This window comes from Thioclava sp. ISO4 (assembly GCF_058105145.1).
The window spans coordinates 3,142,160-3,160,327 of sequence record NZ_CM176571.1; the positions used below are offsets into that span (position 1 = coordinate 3,142,160).

The window sequence follows — 18,168 nt, forward strand, 5'->3', positions numbered from 1 at the left end:
GCCCGGCCGGACCTCTGGCCGGGCGCTTCCCATTCCCCAGCTCCGCCCCGGAAAGGAAGCCCAGATGCTTGAAATCCGCCGCGCCTCCGTACTCTACCCCGCCCGTGACAAATCCGAGCCGGTCGAAGCGCTTCGCAATGTCGAACTGACCATCGAGCCGGGCGAATTCGTGGTCGCCCTCGGTGCCTCGGGTTGCGGGAAATCGACGCTCCTGAACCTGATCGCGGGGTTCCTCGCGCCCAGTTCGGGCCAGATCAAACTCGACGGCGCCCCCGTGACCGGCCCCGGTCAGGACCGCGCCGTGGTGTTCCAGAAACACGCGTTGATGCCGTGGATGAACGTGCTCGACAACCTCGCCTTCGGACTGAAGCTGCAAGGCGTCGCCAAGGCCGAACGCTACAAGGTCGCCCGCGAATTCCTGACCGTTCTGGGCCTCGAGGGGTTCGAGGACAGCCCCGTCTACATGCTCTCGGGCGGGATGCAGCAACGCGTGGGCATCGGCCGGGCGCTGACCGCCGATCCGCGCATCCTGCTGATGGACGAACCGCTCGGCGCGCTCGATGCGCTGACCCGCGAACGCGCGCAGGAGCTGATCCTGAAAATCTGGGAGCGGCAGGGCAAATCGGTCTTCCTGATTACCCACTCGGTCGAAGAGGCGCTCTTCATGGGCTCCAAGCTGATCGTGATGTCGCCCCGTCCGGGCCGGATCACGCATCGCTTCGACCTGCCCTTCTCGCGCCGTTTCCTCGCAGGTGAAAGCGCCCGCGACGTGAAGGCATCCCCCGAATTCATCGCGATGCGCGAGACCATTCTCGGCATCATCTTCGCAGACGAGGAGAAGGCCGCATGACCATGGATATCCAAGATGACAGCCGCCCCGCCCCGATGATCAAACGCATCTTCCGCCAAGCGCCCACCAAACCCGGCCAGACCTATGGCGTGCCGGGCGAAGGCAACACGATCAAGATCTCGGTCGTGGCCGTTCTGGTGGTGCTGGGCCTGTGGCAGATCGTGACCGCCTCCGGGTTGATCGCGCCGCTATTCCTGCCCTCGCCCGTGGCCGTCGTGCAAAAGCTCTTCGGGCTTTTGTCGACCGGCTTCACCGGCGTGCCGCTGTGGGAGCATATCCTCGTCTCCGCGGGCCGTGTCTTCGCCGCCTTCGCGCTGGCCTGCATCATCGGCATTCCGCTTGGCCTCGCGATGGGGATGAGCCCGGTGATGCGCGGGCTGTTCGATCCCTTCCTCGAGTTTTACCGCCCGATCCCGCCGCTGGCCTATCTGCCGCTGATGATCATCTGGTTCGGCATCGGCGAGACCTCGAAAGTGCTGCTGATCTTCCTGTCGGTGCTGGCGCCGGTGGCGCTCGGTGCGCGCGCAGGCGTCCGTTCTGTCGCGATCGAGCAGATCCACGCAGCCTATTCGCTGGGCGCGAGCCGCGCGCAGGTTCTGCGCGAGGTGGTGCTGCCCTCGGCGCTGCCGGAAATCCTGACCGCGATGCGCATCGGCGTCGGCTTCGGCTGGACGACGCTGGTCGCCGCCGAAATGGTCGCGGCGACGATGGGGCTTGGCTACATGGTTCTCTCGGCCAGCCAGTTCCTGCAGACCTCGACCGTGCTCGTGGGCATCTTCCTGATCGGCGGCATCGCGTGGTGCTTCGATCTGGCGATGCGCTGGGTGGAGAAGAAGGTCGTGCCGTGGAAGGGCCGGATGTAGGCCCGCAACGCGAAAGGCCGGGCATGATCCGCCCGGCCTATGTGCAAGGCGGCGGCGCTGCGCTGAGAGGCGCGCGCCGCCGTTGTCATTTACGCACTCGGGAAGATCACTTCGGCACGAGCTGATAGAGCGCGCCGTCCCCCGCATCCTCGATGATCCAGACCTCGCCCTTGGGCCCCACGGCCACGTCGCGCACCCGCATCTGCAAATCCCAGCGCGCGATCTGATCCGAGCCGTCGCCCGCGATCAGCGCGAGCCCGTTGCCCGCAAGCCCGCCGATCAGCATATCGCCCTTCCAGTCGGGGAAGTCGCGCCCCTCATAGACCGCAAGCCCCGCCGGCGCGATCACCGGCGTCCACCACAGTTTCGGCGCCGCGAAGTCGGGCCGTGTGTCGTGATCGGGGATCGACAGGCCGGAATAGTGCCGCCCGTTCGAGACCGTGTTCCAGCCGTAATTCTTGCCCTTCTCGATCAGGTTCAGCTCGTCGCCACCGCGCGGACCCATTTCATGCTCCCAGAGCTTGCCGTCGGGCGTGAAGGCGAGGCCGTATTGGTTGCGGTGCCCCTCGGTCCAGGTCTCGGCGCGCACCCCGCCCGCCCCTTCATGGGGGTTGCCGGGCGCGGGCTGGCCGTCGCGGGTCAGGCGCAGGATCTTGCCGCGCGGATTGTCGGGATCTTGTGCGGTGTCGGGCTGCATCCGATCGCCCACGGTGAGGTAGAGCATTCCGTCGGGCCCGAACGCCACGATCCCACCGGGCTGGCCGCGCCCGCCCGGCGTCTGCTGCCAGATCGTCTTGAGCTGCGTCAGCTGGCTGCCATCCAGCACGCCGCGCGCCAGATGCAGCGCGTTATCCGGCGCGACATAGGTGATATAGACCTCGCGCGTCTTCGGGAAATCGGGCGGCACCGCGACGTCGAGCAGCCCGTTCTGGCCGCGATATTGCACCTCGGGCAGCCCGCTGATCGCCTGCGCCCCGCCGCCGGTGACATGCCACATCTTGCCCGCCTTGCCGGTCACCAGAACCGATCCGTCGGGCAAGGGCGCGATGGCCCAGGGGTTTTCCAGCTGCGCTATCGGCTTGAGCACGAAAGGCAGGTCGCGGCTCGCGGGTTTCTCGCCCACGTTCTGCGCGGCGGCAGGCGTGGCGAGCGGCGCAAGGCCGAGGCTCGAAAGGACGGGGATCGTCAGGGCGAGCGCCAGTGCGGCGCGCAGGCTCGGGAACGGGTTCATGAAACACCTCCTCCCCTAGAGATGGGGCGGGGGCGCAGGATGGGAAGGGGTGTAAGGGGCGCGGCCCCTCTGCCTGCGGCATTCACCCCGGGATATTTTAAAAGAGCGAGGGGGTGCGCGCCTCTTTGCCTTCGGGCTTGGTCCAAATATCCCGGGGGACGCGCGCAGCGCGGGGGGCAGAGCCCCCTGCTTCCTTAAAATATGTCGCCCTCCGGCGACGGGGGCAGAGCCCCCTTCCGTCACTTGAAGTTGCGGCTGTCTTTCAGCTGATCCCAGGCCCAGACGACCTCTTGCAGCATCTCTTCTTGAGAGCGGTCGCCGCCGTTCATATCCGGGTGCAGCACCTTGATCAGCGCCTTGTAGCACTTGCGGATCTCGGCTTTCGTCATGGAATCTTTCGCCTCGAGGATGTCGAGCGCGCGGCGTTCGGTCGGCGGCAGCTTGCGGCCCATCGTGCGGCCCGGGTTCTTCGTGGCGTTGTCGCCGAGGATCTCATGCGGGTCCGAGATGCCGTGACGCGCCCAGCCCGCCTCTTCCTTGGCCTTGCTGAAGGGCTTCGTGGGGCGCTCCCAGACGGTCGCATTGTCGAGGAAGGCCTGGAATTCCTCCTCGGACTGACCCTGGAAGTAATTCCAGTTCAGATTGTACTCGCGGACGTGGTCCTTGCAGAACCAGTAGTAGTCATCGAGGATTTTCGGGCTTTTCGGCGCGCGGTACTTGCCCGGCTCGTTGCAGCCTTCCTTGTCGCAGATCCGGGTCGAGGTCTCGAACGCCCCCGACATGCCGCGCCTGCCACGCGAGCGGCGTTTCTTGTCCGCCGCGGCCGAAATGTTGAAGCCGAAAGGATCGCTGTTGCTCATGCTTGCCTCTTGCCTGCTGCCCGAACGCCACTTCGGGGCGGCGTTTGAGGCCTGCCTCCGAGTCGGGTCACGCAGTCTACTGGAAATGACAGATGTTGAAAGGGGGTCGGGCGGAAATGGGGCCGCTATTTGCTGGGATCAAGGTGCGGCGCGGGCCGCCCCTACGGCAACGCAACCGGCGCGCCGACAGGGCGCGCGCGGCAGGCCTTGGACCTCGCGGCTCAGGGCGCGCGGCCCCGCTTTCGGGACGGCGCCTTCGCAACGCCCCTGCCCCGCGTCAGTCTTCGTCTTTGGAAGCCCCGTCGCGGTTGGCGCGCAGTTTCGGCGCGCGGCCCTCGGGCGCATCGGCGAGAAGCGCGCGGCGCTTGGCCTCGGGCGCATCCTCGTCATTGGCCGCATCCTCGGGATCGGGATGCGCGCCGACCGCGCGCGCCGGATCGGCACTGGTGGGACGGCGGAAGACGAGCAGGTTGTGATAGACCGTGGACTTTCCGGTCAGGCCGGTGCGCTCTTCCGCGGGCAGGGTCTCTGCGCGCAGGTATTCCCAGCCGCGCGTGGCCATCTCGTTCATCACGCCCGAGAGCGCATGGGCGAAGCGGTCCGCGCCGGTTTTCAGGCCGCGCTCTTTGTCGCCGCGCGCGGGCGCCGGGATGACCTTGTATTCGTAATGCTGCATGATGCACCTCAAGCTTTCGCGTCTTTCTAGCGGAAGGCGGGAAAGGGTCAACTCAAAGGACCGCGCGGCGGCGGGAACGGGCCGATAGCGGCCTCGCGCCACACGCGTCATTGCCCGCGCGATACACGCCTTCGCCCCCTTGCACGCCCGCGCGCGATGGTTCACAAATCGACCCAACCACGAAAGGACGTCCGCGATGCTCGACCAGACCGCCAAGCCCACCGAAGAAATCGACCTGCGCGAGGTGTTCGGCCTCGATTCCGACATGAAGGTCAAAGGGTTTGCAGAGCGCACCGACCGCGTGCCGGAGATCGATAGCACCTACAAGTTCGATCCCGACACCACGATGGCGATCCTCGCAGGCTTTGCCTATAACCGCCGCGTGATGATCCAGGGCTATCACGGCACCGGTAAATCGACCCATATCGAGCAAGTCGCCGCCCGCCTGAACTGGCCCTGTGTGCGCGTCAACCTCGACAGCCACGTGAGCCGGATCGACCTGATCGGCAAGGATGCGATCAAGCTGGTCGACGGCAAGCAGGTCACCGTGTTCCACGAGGGCATCCTGCCCTGGGCGCTGCGCAACCCGACCGCGATCGTCTTCGACGAATACGATGCGGGCCGCGCCGACGTGATGTTCGTGATCCAGCGTGTGCTGGAGGCCGACGGCAAGCTGACGCTGCTCGACCAGAACGAAGTCATCACGCCGAACCCCTATTTCCGCCTGTTCGCGACCTCGAACACGGTGGGTCTGGGCGACACGACCGGCCTCTATCACGGCACCCAGCAGATCAACCAAGGTCAGATGGACCGCTGGTCGCTGGTCTCGACGCTGAACTATCTCAGCCATGACGCCGAGGTCGCGATCGTTCTGTCGAAGAACCCGCAATACAACACCGAGGCCGGGCGCAAGACGATCAGCCAGATGGTGACCGTGGCCGATCTCAGCCGGACCGCCTTCATGAACGGCGATCTCTCGACGGTGATGTCGCCGCGCACGGTGATCGCCTGGGCGCAGAACGCGCGCATCTTCGGCAATATCGGCTATGCGTTCCGCCTGAGCTTCCTGAACAAATGCGACGAGCTGGAGCGCCAGACCGTGGCCGAGTTCTACCAGCGCCTCTTCGACGAGGAACTGCCGGAATCGGCGGCGGCCATCGCGAGTTAATCGGATAAGGAAAGAATGGGCGGCCTTCTTAAAAAAGCATTCCGCCGACAATCGGAAAAGAGCTTATATACGTTTCCGGAGGTCGCCCCCACTTTCCAAATCTCGGCTCCGAAACCCCGTCTTGTTTCCTTTGCAGACGGCAAGTTCACGAAGCGCAAAGACCAATTTTATAACGAAGCGCGCCAGAGTGATTTTTTCTCTGACGTGGATATTTATTCATTTGCGTCCCTGCCTCACGATTTCCGCGCGAAGCATGGCGCTTTCATGCAGGAAACGCAGCGTGGCTTCGGATACTGGATCTGGAAACCCATCGTCATTCTCGAAGCTCTGAAACGAGCCGAACCGGGCGAATGCGTTGTCTATCTCGACGCGGGTTCTACTCTCAACCCAAATGGCGGACGCCGTTTTCAGGAATATCTCGAAATAGCGCAATCCCACCCAAGCGGGATGCTTTCATTCGTTCATGCCAATACGGAATCTCATTGGACGAAAGCCGATCTGTTTGCGCGCCTCGGATTATCCCTCGCCTCCGTCGAAGCGAAGACCAGCCAATATGGCGCCGGGTTCCTCGTCTTATTGAACACCGCGAAAAACCGCGAATTCCTGGAGGAATGGGCTGATATTGCCACGAGCGAAGGCTATCATTTTTCCGATGACACGCCTTCACGAGCAGAGAACCACCCGGATTTCAAAGAGCACCGGCATGATCAAAGCATTGCCAGCTTGCTTCATAAACTGAATGGAACCGCGGTCACCTATTACGAGAGCGACCATTTTTCCGGCCCTACACTCGATCTCAACCCCTCCGTGCCCGCATGGGCCACCCGCCGCAGAGGCTGACTTTTTGTGTACTGTCGAACGAGGCAAAAAAGCCGAAGGAGAGGAACGCGTCCGATGAAAGCACAAACGACAAGAAACTGTAAAAGCCTGTTTCCTCTCCTCGTGATCCCGCGCCTCGCGATCCGGGGCGCGCTTCTCGCGGCGTTGCTGCCCTTCGCGGCGGCAGCTCAGGAGGCGCCCAAGGATGGCGAGATTTTCGCGGCTCTCACCGGCGACTGGAACGGCGACGGCACGCAGGATGCGGCGATGCTGGTGCAAAACAGTGCGGATGCGGCCGATCTCGTGATCTATCTCGGCGATCCGACCTTCGGGCTGAAACGCGAGATGACGGTCAAACGGGTGGTCTTTTCGGGCCAGATGGGCGGGCAGACGCCCGCGCTCGAGCCGCTTTCCGACAGCGCGTTCAAGCTGCATTCCAAACAGATCGGGATCGGGCGCACCCCGTGGGAAAGCGCCTATTCCATCGCGTGGCGCAATGGCGGCTTCGTCGTCTCGGGCTACAGCTACCGCTATTACGACCGGATCGATCCCGAGGATACCGGCACCTGTGACGTGAACCTGCTCAATGGCGATTACGTCATGACGCGGCGCGGCCAGACCGCGAAGGGCTCGCAGGATCGCCGGGCCTTCCCGCTGAGCACGTTGCACGCGGACTGGATGCCGATGATCTGCACGGGGCTTTTCCAGTAATCGCAGCCCCCCTGAGGCGCATAAAAGAGGCGCGCATAAAAACGCCCGGCGCGGAGGCCGGGCAAACTCGTTACTCTACTATTACGTGTGGCAGATCCGTTTGGATCACGCGGCCTGACGATTTTCTGTCTCGCCCTTGGCCAGCTTCGCCGCCTGACCCCAGAACGCCATGTCGTCGAGCAGCGTCTTCGCCGGGCCGTCCAGATGATCGCCCAGCTCCGCGATCGGCGTGCCTTGCGCGGCCTTCACGAAATCCGCACCGCCGATGCTGACCGCACCCGCGACCGGGACCATGCCGAAATTGATCGCGACGAGCCGCAGATGCTCGACCGCACGGGCAGCGCCCACGCCGCCATAGCCCACGGTGCCGAGCGGCTTGCGGCGCCAGCCTTCGAACGCATAGTCGAAGGCGTTCTTGATCGTGGCGGGGATCGAGTGGTTATACTCCGCCGTCACCACGATGAACCCGTCGAATTCCTTGAGCTTTTCGCCCCAGGCCCGCGCCTTTTCGCTGGTCACAGGCTTGGCGGCGGGCGGAGCCGCCTCGTCGAAGAAGGGCAGCGCGGCTTCGCGCAGATCCAGAACCTCGTAGCGCATGTCGTCGCGCGCATCGATCTTGGTCTCGAACCATTCGAGTGCGCGGTCAGCGAAGCGCCCTTCGCGCGTCGTGCCGACGATCAGGCCGATGTTCAAAGTCTCGCTCATATCGAACTCCTTTCCGGTATGTCGTCCGGTATGTTGCACGGGGCCCTCGATTGGGGAAGTCGGGCCACAGGGGGAGGCGTGCGTCTAGTGTTCAACTCTACGTAAGCTATGTTCCGGCCCATCCAACCCGCCCGTTATGTGCACAGGTGAACGGATGCCGCGCGCCAGCAGCGGGAACTTTCCCGCCCTCGCCGCCCCGCGCAAACCGGGCCGATCTGCCGCGCGCGTCTCGCGCGATCGGCTCTTGCGGGCGGACGCGCGCGATGCTTTATCTGAGGCTATGAGCAAGCCCTCCGACAACCCCGCGGATCCCTTCAAAAAGGCGCTGGCCGAGGCCACCAAGACGATGGCCGACGCGCCCGATATGACGGTGAGCTATTCGGTCGACCCTTCGGGCATGACCGCCGACACGATGCGCCTGCCGCAGGTCTCGCGCCGGATGACGCGCGACGAGGTTCTGCTCGCGCGCGGCACGGCCGATGCGATGGCGATGCGCCGCCGCCACCACGATGCCGCGATCGACAGCCGCTATGCGCCCTCGGGCGATCTGGCGAGCGCGATCTACGAGGCGATGGAGACCGCGCGCTGCGAAGCCTTGGGCGCGCGCGACATGCCCGGCACGCTCAGCAATATCGACGCCAAGATCGCCCATGAGGCCGAGCGCAAGGGCTATGCTCAGATCCGCGCCCCCGAAGAAGCACCGCTCTCGGTCGCCGCGGGCTATTTCGTGCGCGAACTGGCGACGGGACGGAAACTGCCGCCCGGCGCGGATAACGTGCTCGACCTGTGGCGCCCCTTCATCGAGCAATCGGCGGGCGACGATCTGGAGAACGTCAATCACGTCCTCGCCGATCAGGCCGCCTTCGCGCGGCTCACCCGCAAGGTGATCGCCGATCTCGGCTATGCCGATCAGCTGGGCGACGATCCTGACGAGGATATGGGCGACGAGGCCGAGGACGAGCAGGAAGAGAACGCCGACGAGGAACAGGGCGAAGATCAGGCCCGCGACGAGCAGGAAGACGACGAGGCCGAGGCCACGCCGGAATCCAGCCAGGAAGCGCAGGACGACCAGACCCAGACCTCCGTCAGCTCCGACGATCTCGCCGATCAGGAAATGAGCGACGAGATGGACATGCCGCAGGCCGATGCGCCGCTGGAGCCGCCGCCGCCCCCGCCGCATTCGCAGGCCGATCCGAATTACGCCGTCTACACGACCGAATTCGACGAGGAGATCGCCGCCGAGGACTTGGCCGAACCGGCCGAGCTGGAGCGTCTGCGCCTCTATCTCGATCAGCAGCTCGACCCGCTGAAAGGCGCGGTCTCGCGGCTCGCCAACAAGCTGCAACGCCGCCTGCAGGCACAGCAGAACCGCGCGTGGGAATTCGACCGCGAGGAAGGGATGCTCGATGCGGGCCGCCTCGCCCGTGTCGTCGCGAACCCGACCACGCCGCTCAGCTTCAAGGTCGAGAAGGATACCGAGTTCCGCGACACGGTGGTGACGCTGCTGCTGGACAATTCCGGCTCGATGCGCGGCCGCCCGATCTCGATCGCGGCGATCTGCGCTGACGTTCTCGCCCGCACGCTGGAGCGCTGCGACGTGAAGGTCGAGATCCTCGGCTTCACCACCCGCGCCTGGAAAGGCGGGCAATCGCGCGAGAAATGGCTCGCCGATGGCCGCCCGCAAAGCCCCGGCCGCCTCAACGACTTGCGCCACATCATCTACAAGCGGGCCGATGCGCCGATGCGTCGGACGCGGGCCAATCTGGGCCTGATGATGAAGGAAGGCCTGCTGAAGGAGAATATCGACGGCGAGGCGCTGGAATGGGCGCATCGCCGAATGCTCGCCCGCACCGAGCAGCGCAAGATCCTGATGGTGATCTCGGACGGCGCGCCGGTGGACGACTCGACGCTGTCGGTGAACCCCGCGATCTATCTGGAGAAACACCTGCGCGACGTGATCGCGATGGTGGAGCGCCGCCGCGCGGTAGAGCTGATCGCCATCGGCATCGGCCATGACGTGACGCGCTATTACCAGCACGCGGTGACGATCACCGATGTGGAGCAACTGGCGGGCGCCATGACCGAACAGCTCGCCTCCCTCTTCGACAGCGATCCGCGGGCCCGCGCCCGCTTCCTCGGGATCAAGAAGGCTATCTGATGTTTCAGGATTTCTCGGTGCAATCGCGCCCCGAACTGGGCCCGCCCCGGCTGGCGGCGCTGCGCGAAGCCATGTCTGCCGCCGGGCTCGACGGCTTCATCATCCCGCGCGCCGATGCGCATCAGGGCGAATATGTCGCGCCCTGCGATGCGCGTCTGGGCTGGCTGACGGGCTTCACCGGATCGGCAGGCTTCTGCATCGCCCTGCCCGAGATCGCGGGCGTCTTCGTCGATGGCCGCTACCGGGTGCAGGTGCGCGCCGAGGTCTCGCTCGACCACTTCACCCCGGTGAACTGGCCCGAGGTGAAGCCCGCCGAGTGGTTGACGGAAAACGCCCATGCCGGCGCCCGGATCGGCTTCGATCCGTGGCTGCACACGAAATCCGAAATCGCGAAGATCCGCGAGGGGCTGGACGGCACCGGCATCGCGCTGATCGAGAGCGAGAACCTCGTGGACCGCGTCTGGGACGACCGCCCTGCCCCGCCCGCCGAACCGGCCCGCATTCACCCGCCGGAATTCACAGGCGAGATGGCGGCGGAGAAACGCGCCCGTCTGGCAAAGGCTCTGCGCGATGACGATGTCGCCGCCGCCGTGCTCACCCTGCCGGATTCGATCTGCTGGCTTCTCAACATTCGCGGCGCGGACATCCCCCGCAACCCGGTGGTGCAATCCTTCGCGGTGCTCTTCGACGATGGCGCGGTGAAGCTCTTTGCCGAGGACGCGAAATTCGACGCCGAGCTGCGCGCCCATCTGGGCGACGGCGTTTCGATCCTGCCGCCCGACAGCCTGACCGCCGCGCTGGAAGCGATCGAAGGCCCGGTGCTGGTCGATCCTGACTCTGCACCAGTCGCCATCTCGCTGCTGCTGGCCGATCACGACACCAAGATCCATGAGGCCCGCGATCCCTGCATCCTGCCGAAAGCGCGCAAGAACGGAGCCGAAATCGCAGGCATGGAGGCGGCGCATCTGCGCGACGCCGCGGCGATGGTCGAGTTCCTCAGCTGGCTCGATACGGAGGCTCCGAAAGGCCAGCTGACCGAGATCGACGTGGTCACCGCGCTCGAAGGCTTCCGCCGCGACACCAACGCGCTGCTCGACATCTCCTTCGAGACGATCTGCGGCGCGGGCGGCAATGGCGCGATCGTCCATTACCGCGTGAACGAGGACACCAACCGGCCCGTGAAACCGGGTGAATTGCTGCTGGTGGATTCCGGCGGGCAATATGTCGACGGTACCACCGACATCACCCGCACCGTGCCCGTGGGCGATGTGCCACAAGACGCCAAACGCCCCTTCACCCGCGTGCTGCAAGGCATGATCGCGCTGTCGCGCACGCGCTTCCCGCGCAGCGTGGCGGGGGCCCATCTCGATGCGCTCGCCCGTGCGCCCCTTTGGGCCGAGGGCTGGGATTACGACCACGGCACCGGCCACGGCGTCGGCGCTGCGCTTTGCGTGCATGAAGGCCCCGCGCGGATTTCCCGCGTCTCGACCCTGCCGCTCGAACCCGGGATGATCCTGTCGAACGAGCCGGGCTATTACCGCGAGGGACAATTCGGCATCCGGATCGAGAACCTGATCCTCACCGAAGAGGCCGAGGCCAAGGGCGACAATCGCGACCAGCTGTCCTTCTCGACGCTGACCTGGGTGCCGATCGACCGTCGCCTGATCGACGTCGATCTGCTTGGCCCCGAGGAGCGCGACTGGCTCAACGCCTATCACGCCGAGGTGCTGAAGCGGATCGCGCCGAAGGTCAGCGAGCGCGCCAAGACCTGGCTGCAAACCGCCTGCGCGCCGATCTGAGGGGGCGTCCGCGGCAAGCCGTCGGATGCCTCCGGCGGGGATACTTCTGCCAAGCCGAAAAGCAGGGCGCCCGCTTTCGTATTGGCCCAAATATCCCCCGCGGAGCGTCCCGCAGGACCCGCAAGCGCCGTCGTTTACAGGTCGAGCACGGCCTTCGCCGCCCGCGCGATGACGATTTCCTCATTGGTCGGGATCACGAGCACCCGCACCGCGCCCTTCCCGATCTCGCGCGCATTCGCGCTGTTGCCCGCGGCGTCGATCTCCACCCCGAGGAAGCCCAGACCGTCGCAGGCCTGCGCGCGCACGCGCGCCGAATTCTCTCCGATCCCGCCGGTGAAGACGATCCCGTCCAAGCCGCCCATCGCCGCCGCCATCGCGCCGATCTGACGCTTGATGCGGAAGCAGAAATAGTCGATCGCCTCTTTCGCCTTGGGGTCGCTTGATCCTTCCAGCGTGCGCATATCGTTGGAGATGCCGGACATGCCCAGAAGCCCGGATTCCTTGTAGAGCAGCGTCGAGATCTCGGACGCGCTCATCCCCTCCTGATCCATCATGTAGAGCAGGATGCCGGGATCGAGCTCGCCCGGACGCGTGCCCATCGGCAGCCCTTCGAGCGCGGAGAACCCCATCGTCGAGGTCACGGACTGGCCATTCTCGATCGCGCACATCGACGCGCCTGAGCCTAAATGCGCCACGATCATCCGCCCCTTGTGCAACTCGGGCTCGGTGCGGGTCAGCTCGCCATTGATGAAATCGTAGCTCAGCCCGTGAAAGCCGTAGCGGCGCACACCTTTCTCGTAATAGCGGCGCGGCAGGGCGAAGGTGTCGCTCACGAAGGGATGGCCGCGATGAAAGGCCGTGTCGTAGCAGGCGACCTGTGGCGTGCCGGGGAAGGTATCGACCGCGGCACGTACGCCCGCAAGGTTATGCGGCTGGTGCAGCGGCGCGAAGGGGGCGAGCTTGGCCAGCTCCTTCATCAGAGGTTCGGACAGGGGCTCGGGGGCGGCATGGTCGATCCCGCCATGCACGATCCGGTGGCCGACCGCGATCACCTCGAGGCCGGGAAAGGCCGCCTGAAACGCCGCAAGCGCGGTATGCAGAGCCGCCGCATTGGTCGCGAAATCGTCCGGGGCGGAGGCGGGCAGCGGCAGTGGCGCGCCATCGGGGCCGCTGAGTTTCATCGCCGCCTCGCGCCGCCCGATCCGGTCGACATGGCCAAGTGCGAGCGTGTCAAGGTCTTCCGAGAACAGCCCCAGTTTCAGCGAGGACGAGCCGGAGTTCAGCGTCAGGATCGCACGGGTGCTCATGCGCGGTCCCCACAGGTGCGGTGGTAGTGGATCGAGGCCACGGCGGCGGAGGCCAGCCGCGCCATCCCGCTATCCGAGCGCGAGTTCAGGATCACCGGCACCTTCGCGCCCAGCATCAGCCCCGCCCCTTCCGCGTGGGAGATATAGGCGAGCTGCTTGGCCAGCATATTCGCGGAATCGATGCCGGGTGCTACCAGCACCTCGGCCCGGCCCGCCACGGCCGAGCGGATGCCCTTGGTGCGTGCGGCGGCCAGATCGACGGCATTGTCCATCGCCAGCGGCCCATCGACCTCGCCTCCGGTGATCTGCCCGCGCTCGGCCATTTTCGACAGAAGCGCCGCATCCAGCGAGGACGGGATCGCGGGCGTCACGGTCTCGACCGCCGACAGCACGCCCACTTTCGGCACCTCGATCCCGATCGAGATCGCCACGTCGATCGCGTTTTGCACGATATGCACCTTGGTCTCGAGATCGGGCGCGATGTTGATCGCGGCATCGGTCACGATCAGCGGATGCACGACGCCGGGCACGTCCATCACGAAGACATGGGTGAAGCGTTTGCCGACCCGCAACCCCGTCGCCTTGTCGAGCATCGGCTTCAGCAGCGCATCGGTATGCAGGTGGCCCTTCATCACCGCACCGGCGCGCCCCTCATTGACCAGCTGCACCGCCATGCGGGCTGCATCGCGGGGGTGCTCTGCGGGCAGGATCTCGAACTTGGTCACGTCGCGGCCCAGTTCCTTCGCGACGGACATGATCTTTTCGGGATGGCCGATCAGCAGCGGCTCGATCAGGTGATGTTCGGCGGCGAGGAGCGCGCCGTCGAGCGACACCGGCTCTTCGGGGCAAACAACGGCGGTGACCAGATCGGGCAGCGGCTCGGCTTTCTCCAGCAGTTTCTCGAAATGGCGGTGGCGCTGCGAGATCAGGCCCGGCACTTCGAGCGCATCGAATTTCAGGTGTTTCTGCGGCGCATGGACCTCGGCCTCGCCCTCGACGATCAGCGCGTCATCGCCCACACGGCGCACTTCCGTCTTCATCCGCAGAAGATCGCCGGGTAGCTTCTCGAGCACCTCGACGCGGGCGCAGAGCTCCTGCCCGGCGGCCGCGAGATCGTGGAAGCGCAGGCTTTGCGACCGATAGAGCGTCCCCGGCCCCGGCAGCAGATTGCCCAGCACGGCGGTGATCAGTGAGGCCACGAACATGCCGGGCGCATAGGCCTCCTTCTGACCGTCGCCATCGCCGTCCTCGGCCTCCAGATGAACCGGGTTGTGATTGCCCGAAGCCGCCGCGAAGACGTAGAAATCATCGGCCGTGCACAGCCGCTTCAACTCCGCCGATTGACCGACCTCGATCTCGTCCCATTTCCGGCTCTCGAAAATCATTGCGCGCTCCTTCTTCATTGCCTGCTGCGCAAGTCTGCCGGACCTGCGCGCTGCTAGCTAGGCAGAGATTTGCGACAAATCCTTGATCCGAGACAAAAACCGCCGACAAACCGCAGGAACCCTTTCACTCGCGCGCGGCTGAGCCTAAAGCTTGGGCAGCAAGAATGGGAGGCGTGCATGGCATTGGCAGAGGCGCTGGCGGAACTCGAAACTTTGCTGGGCGACCGGCTCGACACCTCGAAAGGCGCGCGCGACCAGCACGGCCGCAACGAGACATGGTTTACTTTCGCGCCGCCCGATGCGGTGGCCTATCCGATCAGCGCCGAGGAAGTCAGCGCGATCGTGAAAATCTGCGCCGCCCATGACGTGCCGATCACGCCCTATGGCACGGGCACCTCGCTGGAAGGCCATGCCGTGCCGGTGCGCGGCGGGATCAGCCTCGATCTGATGAAGATGGACCGCGTGCTCGACGTTCTGGCCGAGGATATGCAGGTGCGCGTCCAGCCCGGCGTGACCCGCGAGGCGCTGAATGAAGACCTGCGCGCGACGGGGCTGTTCTTCCCGGTCGATCCGGGCGCGAATGCCTCGCTGGGCGGGATGGCGGCAACCCGGGCGAGCGGCACGACGACGGTCGGCTACGGCTCGATGCGCGACAATGTGGCGGCGCTGGAGGTTGTGCTGGCCGATGGCCGCATCATCCGCACCGGCAGCCGCGCGAAGAAGTCCTCGGCGGGCTACGATCTGACCGCGCTGATGGTGGGCTCGGAAGGCACGCTCGGGATCATCACCGAGTTGACGCTGCGCCTGCATGGCCAGCCCGAGGCGATCTCGTCTGCGGTCTGTGCCTTCGACACGCTGGAAGCGGCGGTCGAGACGGTGCAGATGACGATCCAGATGGGCATCCCGATGGCCCGCATCGAATTCGTCGACGACCTCACCGCGCAGATTTTCAACGAGGCCAACGGCACCGATTTCCCCGCGAAACCGCATTTGATGATCGAGTTTCACGGATCGGAAAGCGGTGTGGCCGAGGCGTCCGAGCGCTTCGGCGAAGTCGTGGCCGAGATGGGCGGCGCCGATTTCCAATGGGCGACGACGACCGAGGACCGCAACAAGCTGTGGAAGATGCGCCACGGCGCCTACCCCGCCACGATCGCGCATCGCCCCGGCTGCATGGGGCTGGTGACCGATATCTGCGTGCCGATCTCCCGGCTGGCCGAGGCCGTGGCCGCGACCAAGCGTGACATCCTCGAGGCCGGGCTGATCGGCCCCGTGGTGGGCCATGTCGGCGACGGGAATTTCCACTCGGTCCTGCTGCTCGATCCCGAGGACAAGGACGAGTTCAAACGCGCCAAGCAGGTGGCCGCGAAGATGGCCGAACGCGCGCTGGAGATGCAGGGCACTGTCACCGGCGAGCACGGCATCGGCATGGGCAAGATGGGCTATATGCGTGGTGAGCATGGCGCGGGCTGGGACGTGATGGGCCAGATCAAGCGCGCGCTCGACCCGCAGAACATTCTCAATCCCGGCAAACTGGTGGAGCAGAACGAATGAGCTTCGAGACCCCGGACGCGCTGCCGCGCGCATTCGCGAAAGCCTGGGGCGCGCGCGACGCGCAGGCGCTGGCGGGCTTCTTCGCGGAAGACGCCGATTTCATCTCGCTCACCGGCGGGATCGCCTCGGGCCGCACCCAGATCGCGGAGCTGTTCGCAGGCGAACTCGCCGGCGCCTTCTCGCGCGCGCGACTGGTGACCGGCAAGGCCAAATCGCGCGCCGTCGGCGCCGAGGCCGCGGTCGTCCTCCAACGCTTCGTCCTGACCGGGATCATCACCGAAAACGGCGCCGATGCAGGCCGGATCGGCTGCACGCTGGCCGCAACGCTCGGGCTGACGCCAGCGGGCTGGGAAATCGTCGCCGCGCAGTTCGTGGTGGAGGCGGGGTAAGCCCCTCGGAGCCTAGCCTCCCCTGCCCTTAACCCTTCAGCAGATCCAGCGCGGCGGCCTTGGCGGCTTCGGTGACTTCGGCGCCTGCGATCATGCGGGCGATTTCGTCGGTGCGCTCGGCTGTGGCCAGCGCGCGGACCTCGGAGGTGGTCATGTCGTTGTTGACCGATTTGGCGACGCGGAAATGGGTGGCGCCACGGGCAGCGACCTGCGGGGAATGGGTGACGACGAGGACCTGCGCGCCCTCGGCCAGTTTCGCCAGACGGCGACCGACGGCATCGGCGGTCGCCCCGCCCACGCCGCGGTCGATCTCGTCGAAGATCAGGGTCAGCGTATCGGCGCCGCGCGCGAGCACGACTTTCAGCGCAAGCAGGAAGCGTGACAGTTCGCCACCCGACGCGATTTTGTTGAGCGGCCCTGCTGGCGCGCCGGGGTTGGTGGCCACGGTGAAGCGCACGGTATCGGTGCCCTCGGCACCGGGCTCGCCCGCGGAGATCCGCGTCTCGAACACGGCGCGGTCCATCTTCAGCGGCGCCAACTCGCCCGCCATTGCGGCGTCGAGCTGCCCCGCGGCCTCGGCACGCGCCTTCGACAGCGCAGCGGCGGCCTTCTCATAGGTTGCGCCTGCTTTCGCGAGATCGGCCTCGAGCGCGCCGATCCCCTCCTCGCCCGCATCCAGGGCGGCAAGCTTCTCGCGCAGACCTTCGGCGAAATCGGCCAGTTCATCGGCGAGCACGCTATGTTTGCGCGCAAGACCGCGGATTGCGAACAGCCGTTCCTCGCAGGCTTCCAGGGCATGGGGATCGAAATCGAGCGCATCCAGCGCGGTCTCGACGCCTTGCGCGGCCTCACCCAGTTCGAGGAAGGCACGTTCCAAGGCTTCCAGCGGCGCATCGAGCCGCCCCTCGGCCCGGTCCGCCGCGCCCTGCAGCCAGCGATCGGCATCGCGCATCATCCCTTCCGCCCCTTCCGGGCCGAGGGCGGCGAAGGCGCGCGACACATCCTCGCGGATTTTCGCGGCGCCCTGCATCAGGCGGCGCTGGCTGTCGAGCTCGGCTTCCTCGCCGGGTTTCGGATCGAGCGTATCGAATTCCTTCACCGCATAGCGCAGGAATTCTTCTTCCTCCTTCACCGCCGCGAGCGAGCTGCGAGCCGCCTCCAGCTTGCGCGCCGCCGCCGCCCGCGCTTTCCACGCCGCGCGGGTGGCCTCCAGCAGATCGGAATGGCCCGCGAAGGCATCGAGCAGCGCCCGGTGCCCGCGCTCGTTGAGCAGACCGCCATCGTCGGATTGGCCGTGCAGTTCCACCAGCGAGGCGGAGACCTGCCGCAGCACGTCGCCCGAGGCCCGGCGGTCGTTGATCCAGGCGGTTTTGCGGCCGTCGCGCGCATTCACCCGGCGCAGGATCAATTCGTCTGAAATAGGAATGCCAGCTTCGGACAACACGTCGCGCGCGGGGTGATCGGAAGGTAGCTCGAACACGGCCGTCACCTCGCCCTGATCGGCGCCCTGACGCACGAGTTCGGCCCGACCGCGCCAGCCCAGCACGAAGCCCAGACAGTCGAGCAGAATCGACTTGCCCGCCCCGGTCTCGCCGGTCAGCACATTGAGGCCGGGGCCGAAGTCCAGCTCCAGCCTCTCGATAATCAGAATGTCGCGGATATCCAGCGAATGCAGCATGTCAGACCATTAGGG

Annotated in this window: 16 protein-coding genes; 9 read left to right on the forward strand and 7 right to left on the reverse strand. The window is 65.8% G+C overall.

The genetic code is table 11. The features are described from left to right. Positions 1-64 precede the first annotated feature (64 nt). Together AC2TZ7_RS15405 and AC2TZ7_RS15410 are read left to right on the forward strand one after the other, a co-directional pair. A complete protein-coding gene (locus AC2TZ7_RS15405) occupies positions 65-850 on the forward strand; it encodes a taurine ABC transporter ATP-binding protein (protein WP_098411410.1) in 786 nt (261 codons plus the stop codon). Next, positions 847-1,713: an ABC transporter permease subunit gene (locus AC2TZ7_RS15410; protein WP_489864901.1), complete on the forward strand. Its 867-nt coding sequence runs from the start codon at positions 847-849 to the stop codon at positions 1,711-1,713. The genes AC2TZ7_RS15405 and AC2TZ7_RS15410 overlap by 4 nt, the downstream gene beginning before the upstream one ends. A 106-nt stretch (positions 1,714-1,819) precedes the next feature. On the opposite strand, the gene AC2TZ7_RS15415 is transcribed toward AC2TZ7_RS15410, so the two are convergent. The 3 genes from AC2TZ7_RS15415 to AC2TZ7_RS15425 all read right to left on the reverse strand — a co-directional run bounded on the left by AC2TZ7_RS15415 (position 1,820) and on the right by AC2TZ7_RS15425 (position 4,480). Next, the gene (locus AC2TZ7_RS15415; protein WP_489864902.1) at positions 1,820-2,944 is read right to left on the reverse strand and encodes a PQQ-dependent sugar dehydrogenase; all 1,125 of its coding nucleotides are present in this window, start codon (positions 2,942-2,944) and stop codon (positions 1,820-1,822) included. 239 nt (positions 2,945-3,183) lie between these two features. Then, positions 3,184-3,804: a DnaJ domain-containing protein gene (locus AC2TZ7_RS15420; RefSeq protein ID WP_489864903.1), complete on the reverse strand. Its 621-nt coding sequence runs from the start codon at positions 3,802-3,804 to the stop codon at positions 3,184-3,186. A 277-nt stretch (positions 3,805-4,081) separates the two neighbouring features. Beyond that, the gene (locus tag AC2TZ7_RS15425) at positions 4,082-4,480 is read right to left on the reverse strand and encodes a DUF4177 domain-containing protein (protein WP_489864904.1); all 399 of its coding nucleotides are present in this window, start codon (positions 4,478-4,480) and stop codon (positions 4,082-4,084) included. 196 nt (positions 4,481-4,676) lie between these two features. Here AC2TZ7_RS15425 and cobS point away from each other — a divergent pair, with 196 nt between their 5' ends. Genes cobS through AC2TZ7_RS15440 form a run of 3 tightly spaced genes read left to right on the forward strand, consistent with a single transcriptional unit; the run spans position 4,677 to position 7,178 of the window. After that, positions 4,677-5,648, forward strand: coding sequence for a cobaltochelatase subunit CobS (gene cobS, locus AC2TZ7_RS15430; protein WP_078542657.1), 972 nt, complete (start codon positions 4,677-4,679; stop codon positions 5,646-5,648). Positions 5,649-5,663: 15 nt separating this feature from the next. Then, positions 5,664-6,488, forward strand: coding sequence for a hypothetical protein (locus AC2TZ7_RS15435; protein WP_489864905.1), 825 nt, complete (start codon positions 5,664-5,666; stop codon positions 6,486-6,488). A 54-nt stretch (positions 6,489-6,542) separates the two neighbouring features. Further along, positions 6,543-7,178, forward strand: coding sequence for a hypothetical protein (locus tag AC2TZ7_RS15440; RefSeq protein WP_489864906.1), 636 nt, complete (start codon positions 6,543-6,545; stop codon positions 7,176-7,178). Between the two features lie 105 nt (positions 7,179-7,283). Here the strand turns inward: AC2TZ7_RS15440 and AC2TZ7_RS15445 are convergent, their stop codons facing one another. Next, entirely contained in the window at positions 7,284-7,883 is a 600-nt protein-coding gene (locus AC2TZ7_RS15445) for an NADPH-dependent FMN reductase (RefSeq protein WP_489864907.1), read from the reverse strand. Between the two features lie 280 nt (positions 7,884-8,163). Here AC2TZ7_RS15445 and cobT point away from each other — a divergent pair, with 280 nt between their 5' ends. Together cobT and AC2TZ7_RS15455 are read left to right on the forward strand one after the other, a co-directional pair. Next, positions 8,164-10,041: a cobaltochelatase subunit CobT gene (cobT, locus tag AC2TZ7_RS15450; RefSeq protein WP_489864908.1), complete on the forward strand. Its 1,878-nt coding sequence runs from the start codon at positions 8,164-8,166 to the stop codon at positions 10,039-10,041. Then, positions 10,041-11,840, forward strand: coding sequence for an aminopeptidase P family protein (locus AC2TZ7_RS15455; RefSeq protein WP_489864909.1), 1,800 nt, complete (start codon positions 10,041-10,043; stop codon positions 11,838-11,840). Before cobT ends, AC2TZ7_RS15455 begins: the two co-directional genes overlap by 1 nt. A gap of 134 nt (positions 11,841-11,974) precedes the next feature. On the opposite strand, the gene AC2TZ7_RS15460 is transcribed toward AC2TZ7_RS15455, so the two are convergent. Next, the gene (locus AC2TZ7_RS15460) at positions 11,975-13,147 is read right to left on the reverse strand and encodes an acetate/propionate family kinase (RefSeq protein ID WP_489864910.1); all 1,173 of its coding nucleotides are present in this window, start codon (positions 13,145-13,147) and stop codon (positions 11,975-11,977) included. Next, on the reverse strand, positions 13,144-14,532 hold the full coding sequence (locus AC2TZ7_RS15465) for a bifunctional enoyl-CoA hydratase/phosphate acetyltransferase (RefSeq protein WP_078571677.1): 1,389 nt from the start codon (positions 14,530-14,532) through the stop codon (positions 13,144-13,146). Before AC2TZ7_RS15465 ends, AC2TZ7_RS15460 begins: the two co-directional genes overlap by 4 nt. A gap of 177 nt (positions 14,533-14,709) precedes the next feature. On the opposite strand from AC2TZ7_RS15465, the gene AC2TZ7_RS15470 reads away from it, so the two are divergent. Beyond that, positions 14,710-16,086, forward strand: a complete 1,377-nt coding sequence (locus AC2TZ7_RS15470; protein ID WP_489864911.1) for an FAD-binding oxidoreductase — start codon at positions 14,710-14,712, stop codon at positions 16,084-16,086. Continuing rightward, a complete protein-coding gene (locus AC2TZ7_RS15475; RefSeq protein ID WP_078542649.1) occupies positions 16,083-16,475 on the forward strand; it encodes an SgcJ/EcaC family oxidoreductase in 393 nt (130 codons plus the stop codon). The genes AC2TZ7_RS15470 and AC2TZ7_RS15475 overlap by 4 nt, the downstream gene beginning before the upstream one ends. 28 nt (positions 16,476-16,503) lie before the next feature. On the opposite strand, the gene recN is transcribed toward AC2TZ7_RS15475, so the two are convergent. After that, positions 16,504-18,153: a DNA repair protein RecN gene (gene recN / locus AC2TZ7_RS15480; protein WP_489864912.1), complete on the reverse strand. Its 1,650-nt coding sequence runs from the start codon at positions 18,151-18,153 to the stop codon at positions 16,504-16,506. Between the last annotated feature and the right edge of the window lie 15 nt (positions 18,154-18,168).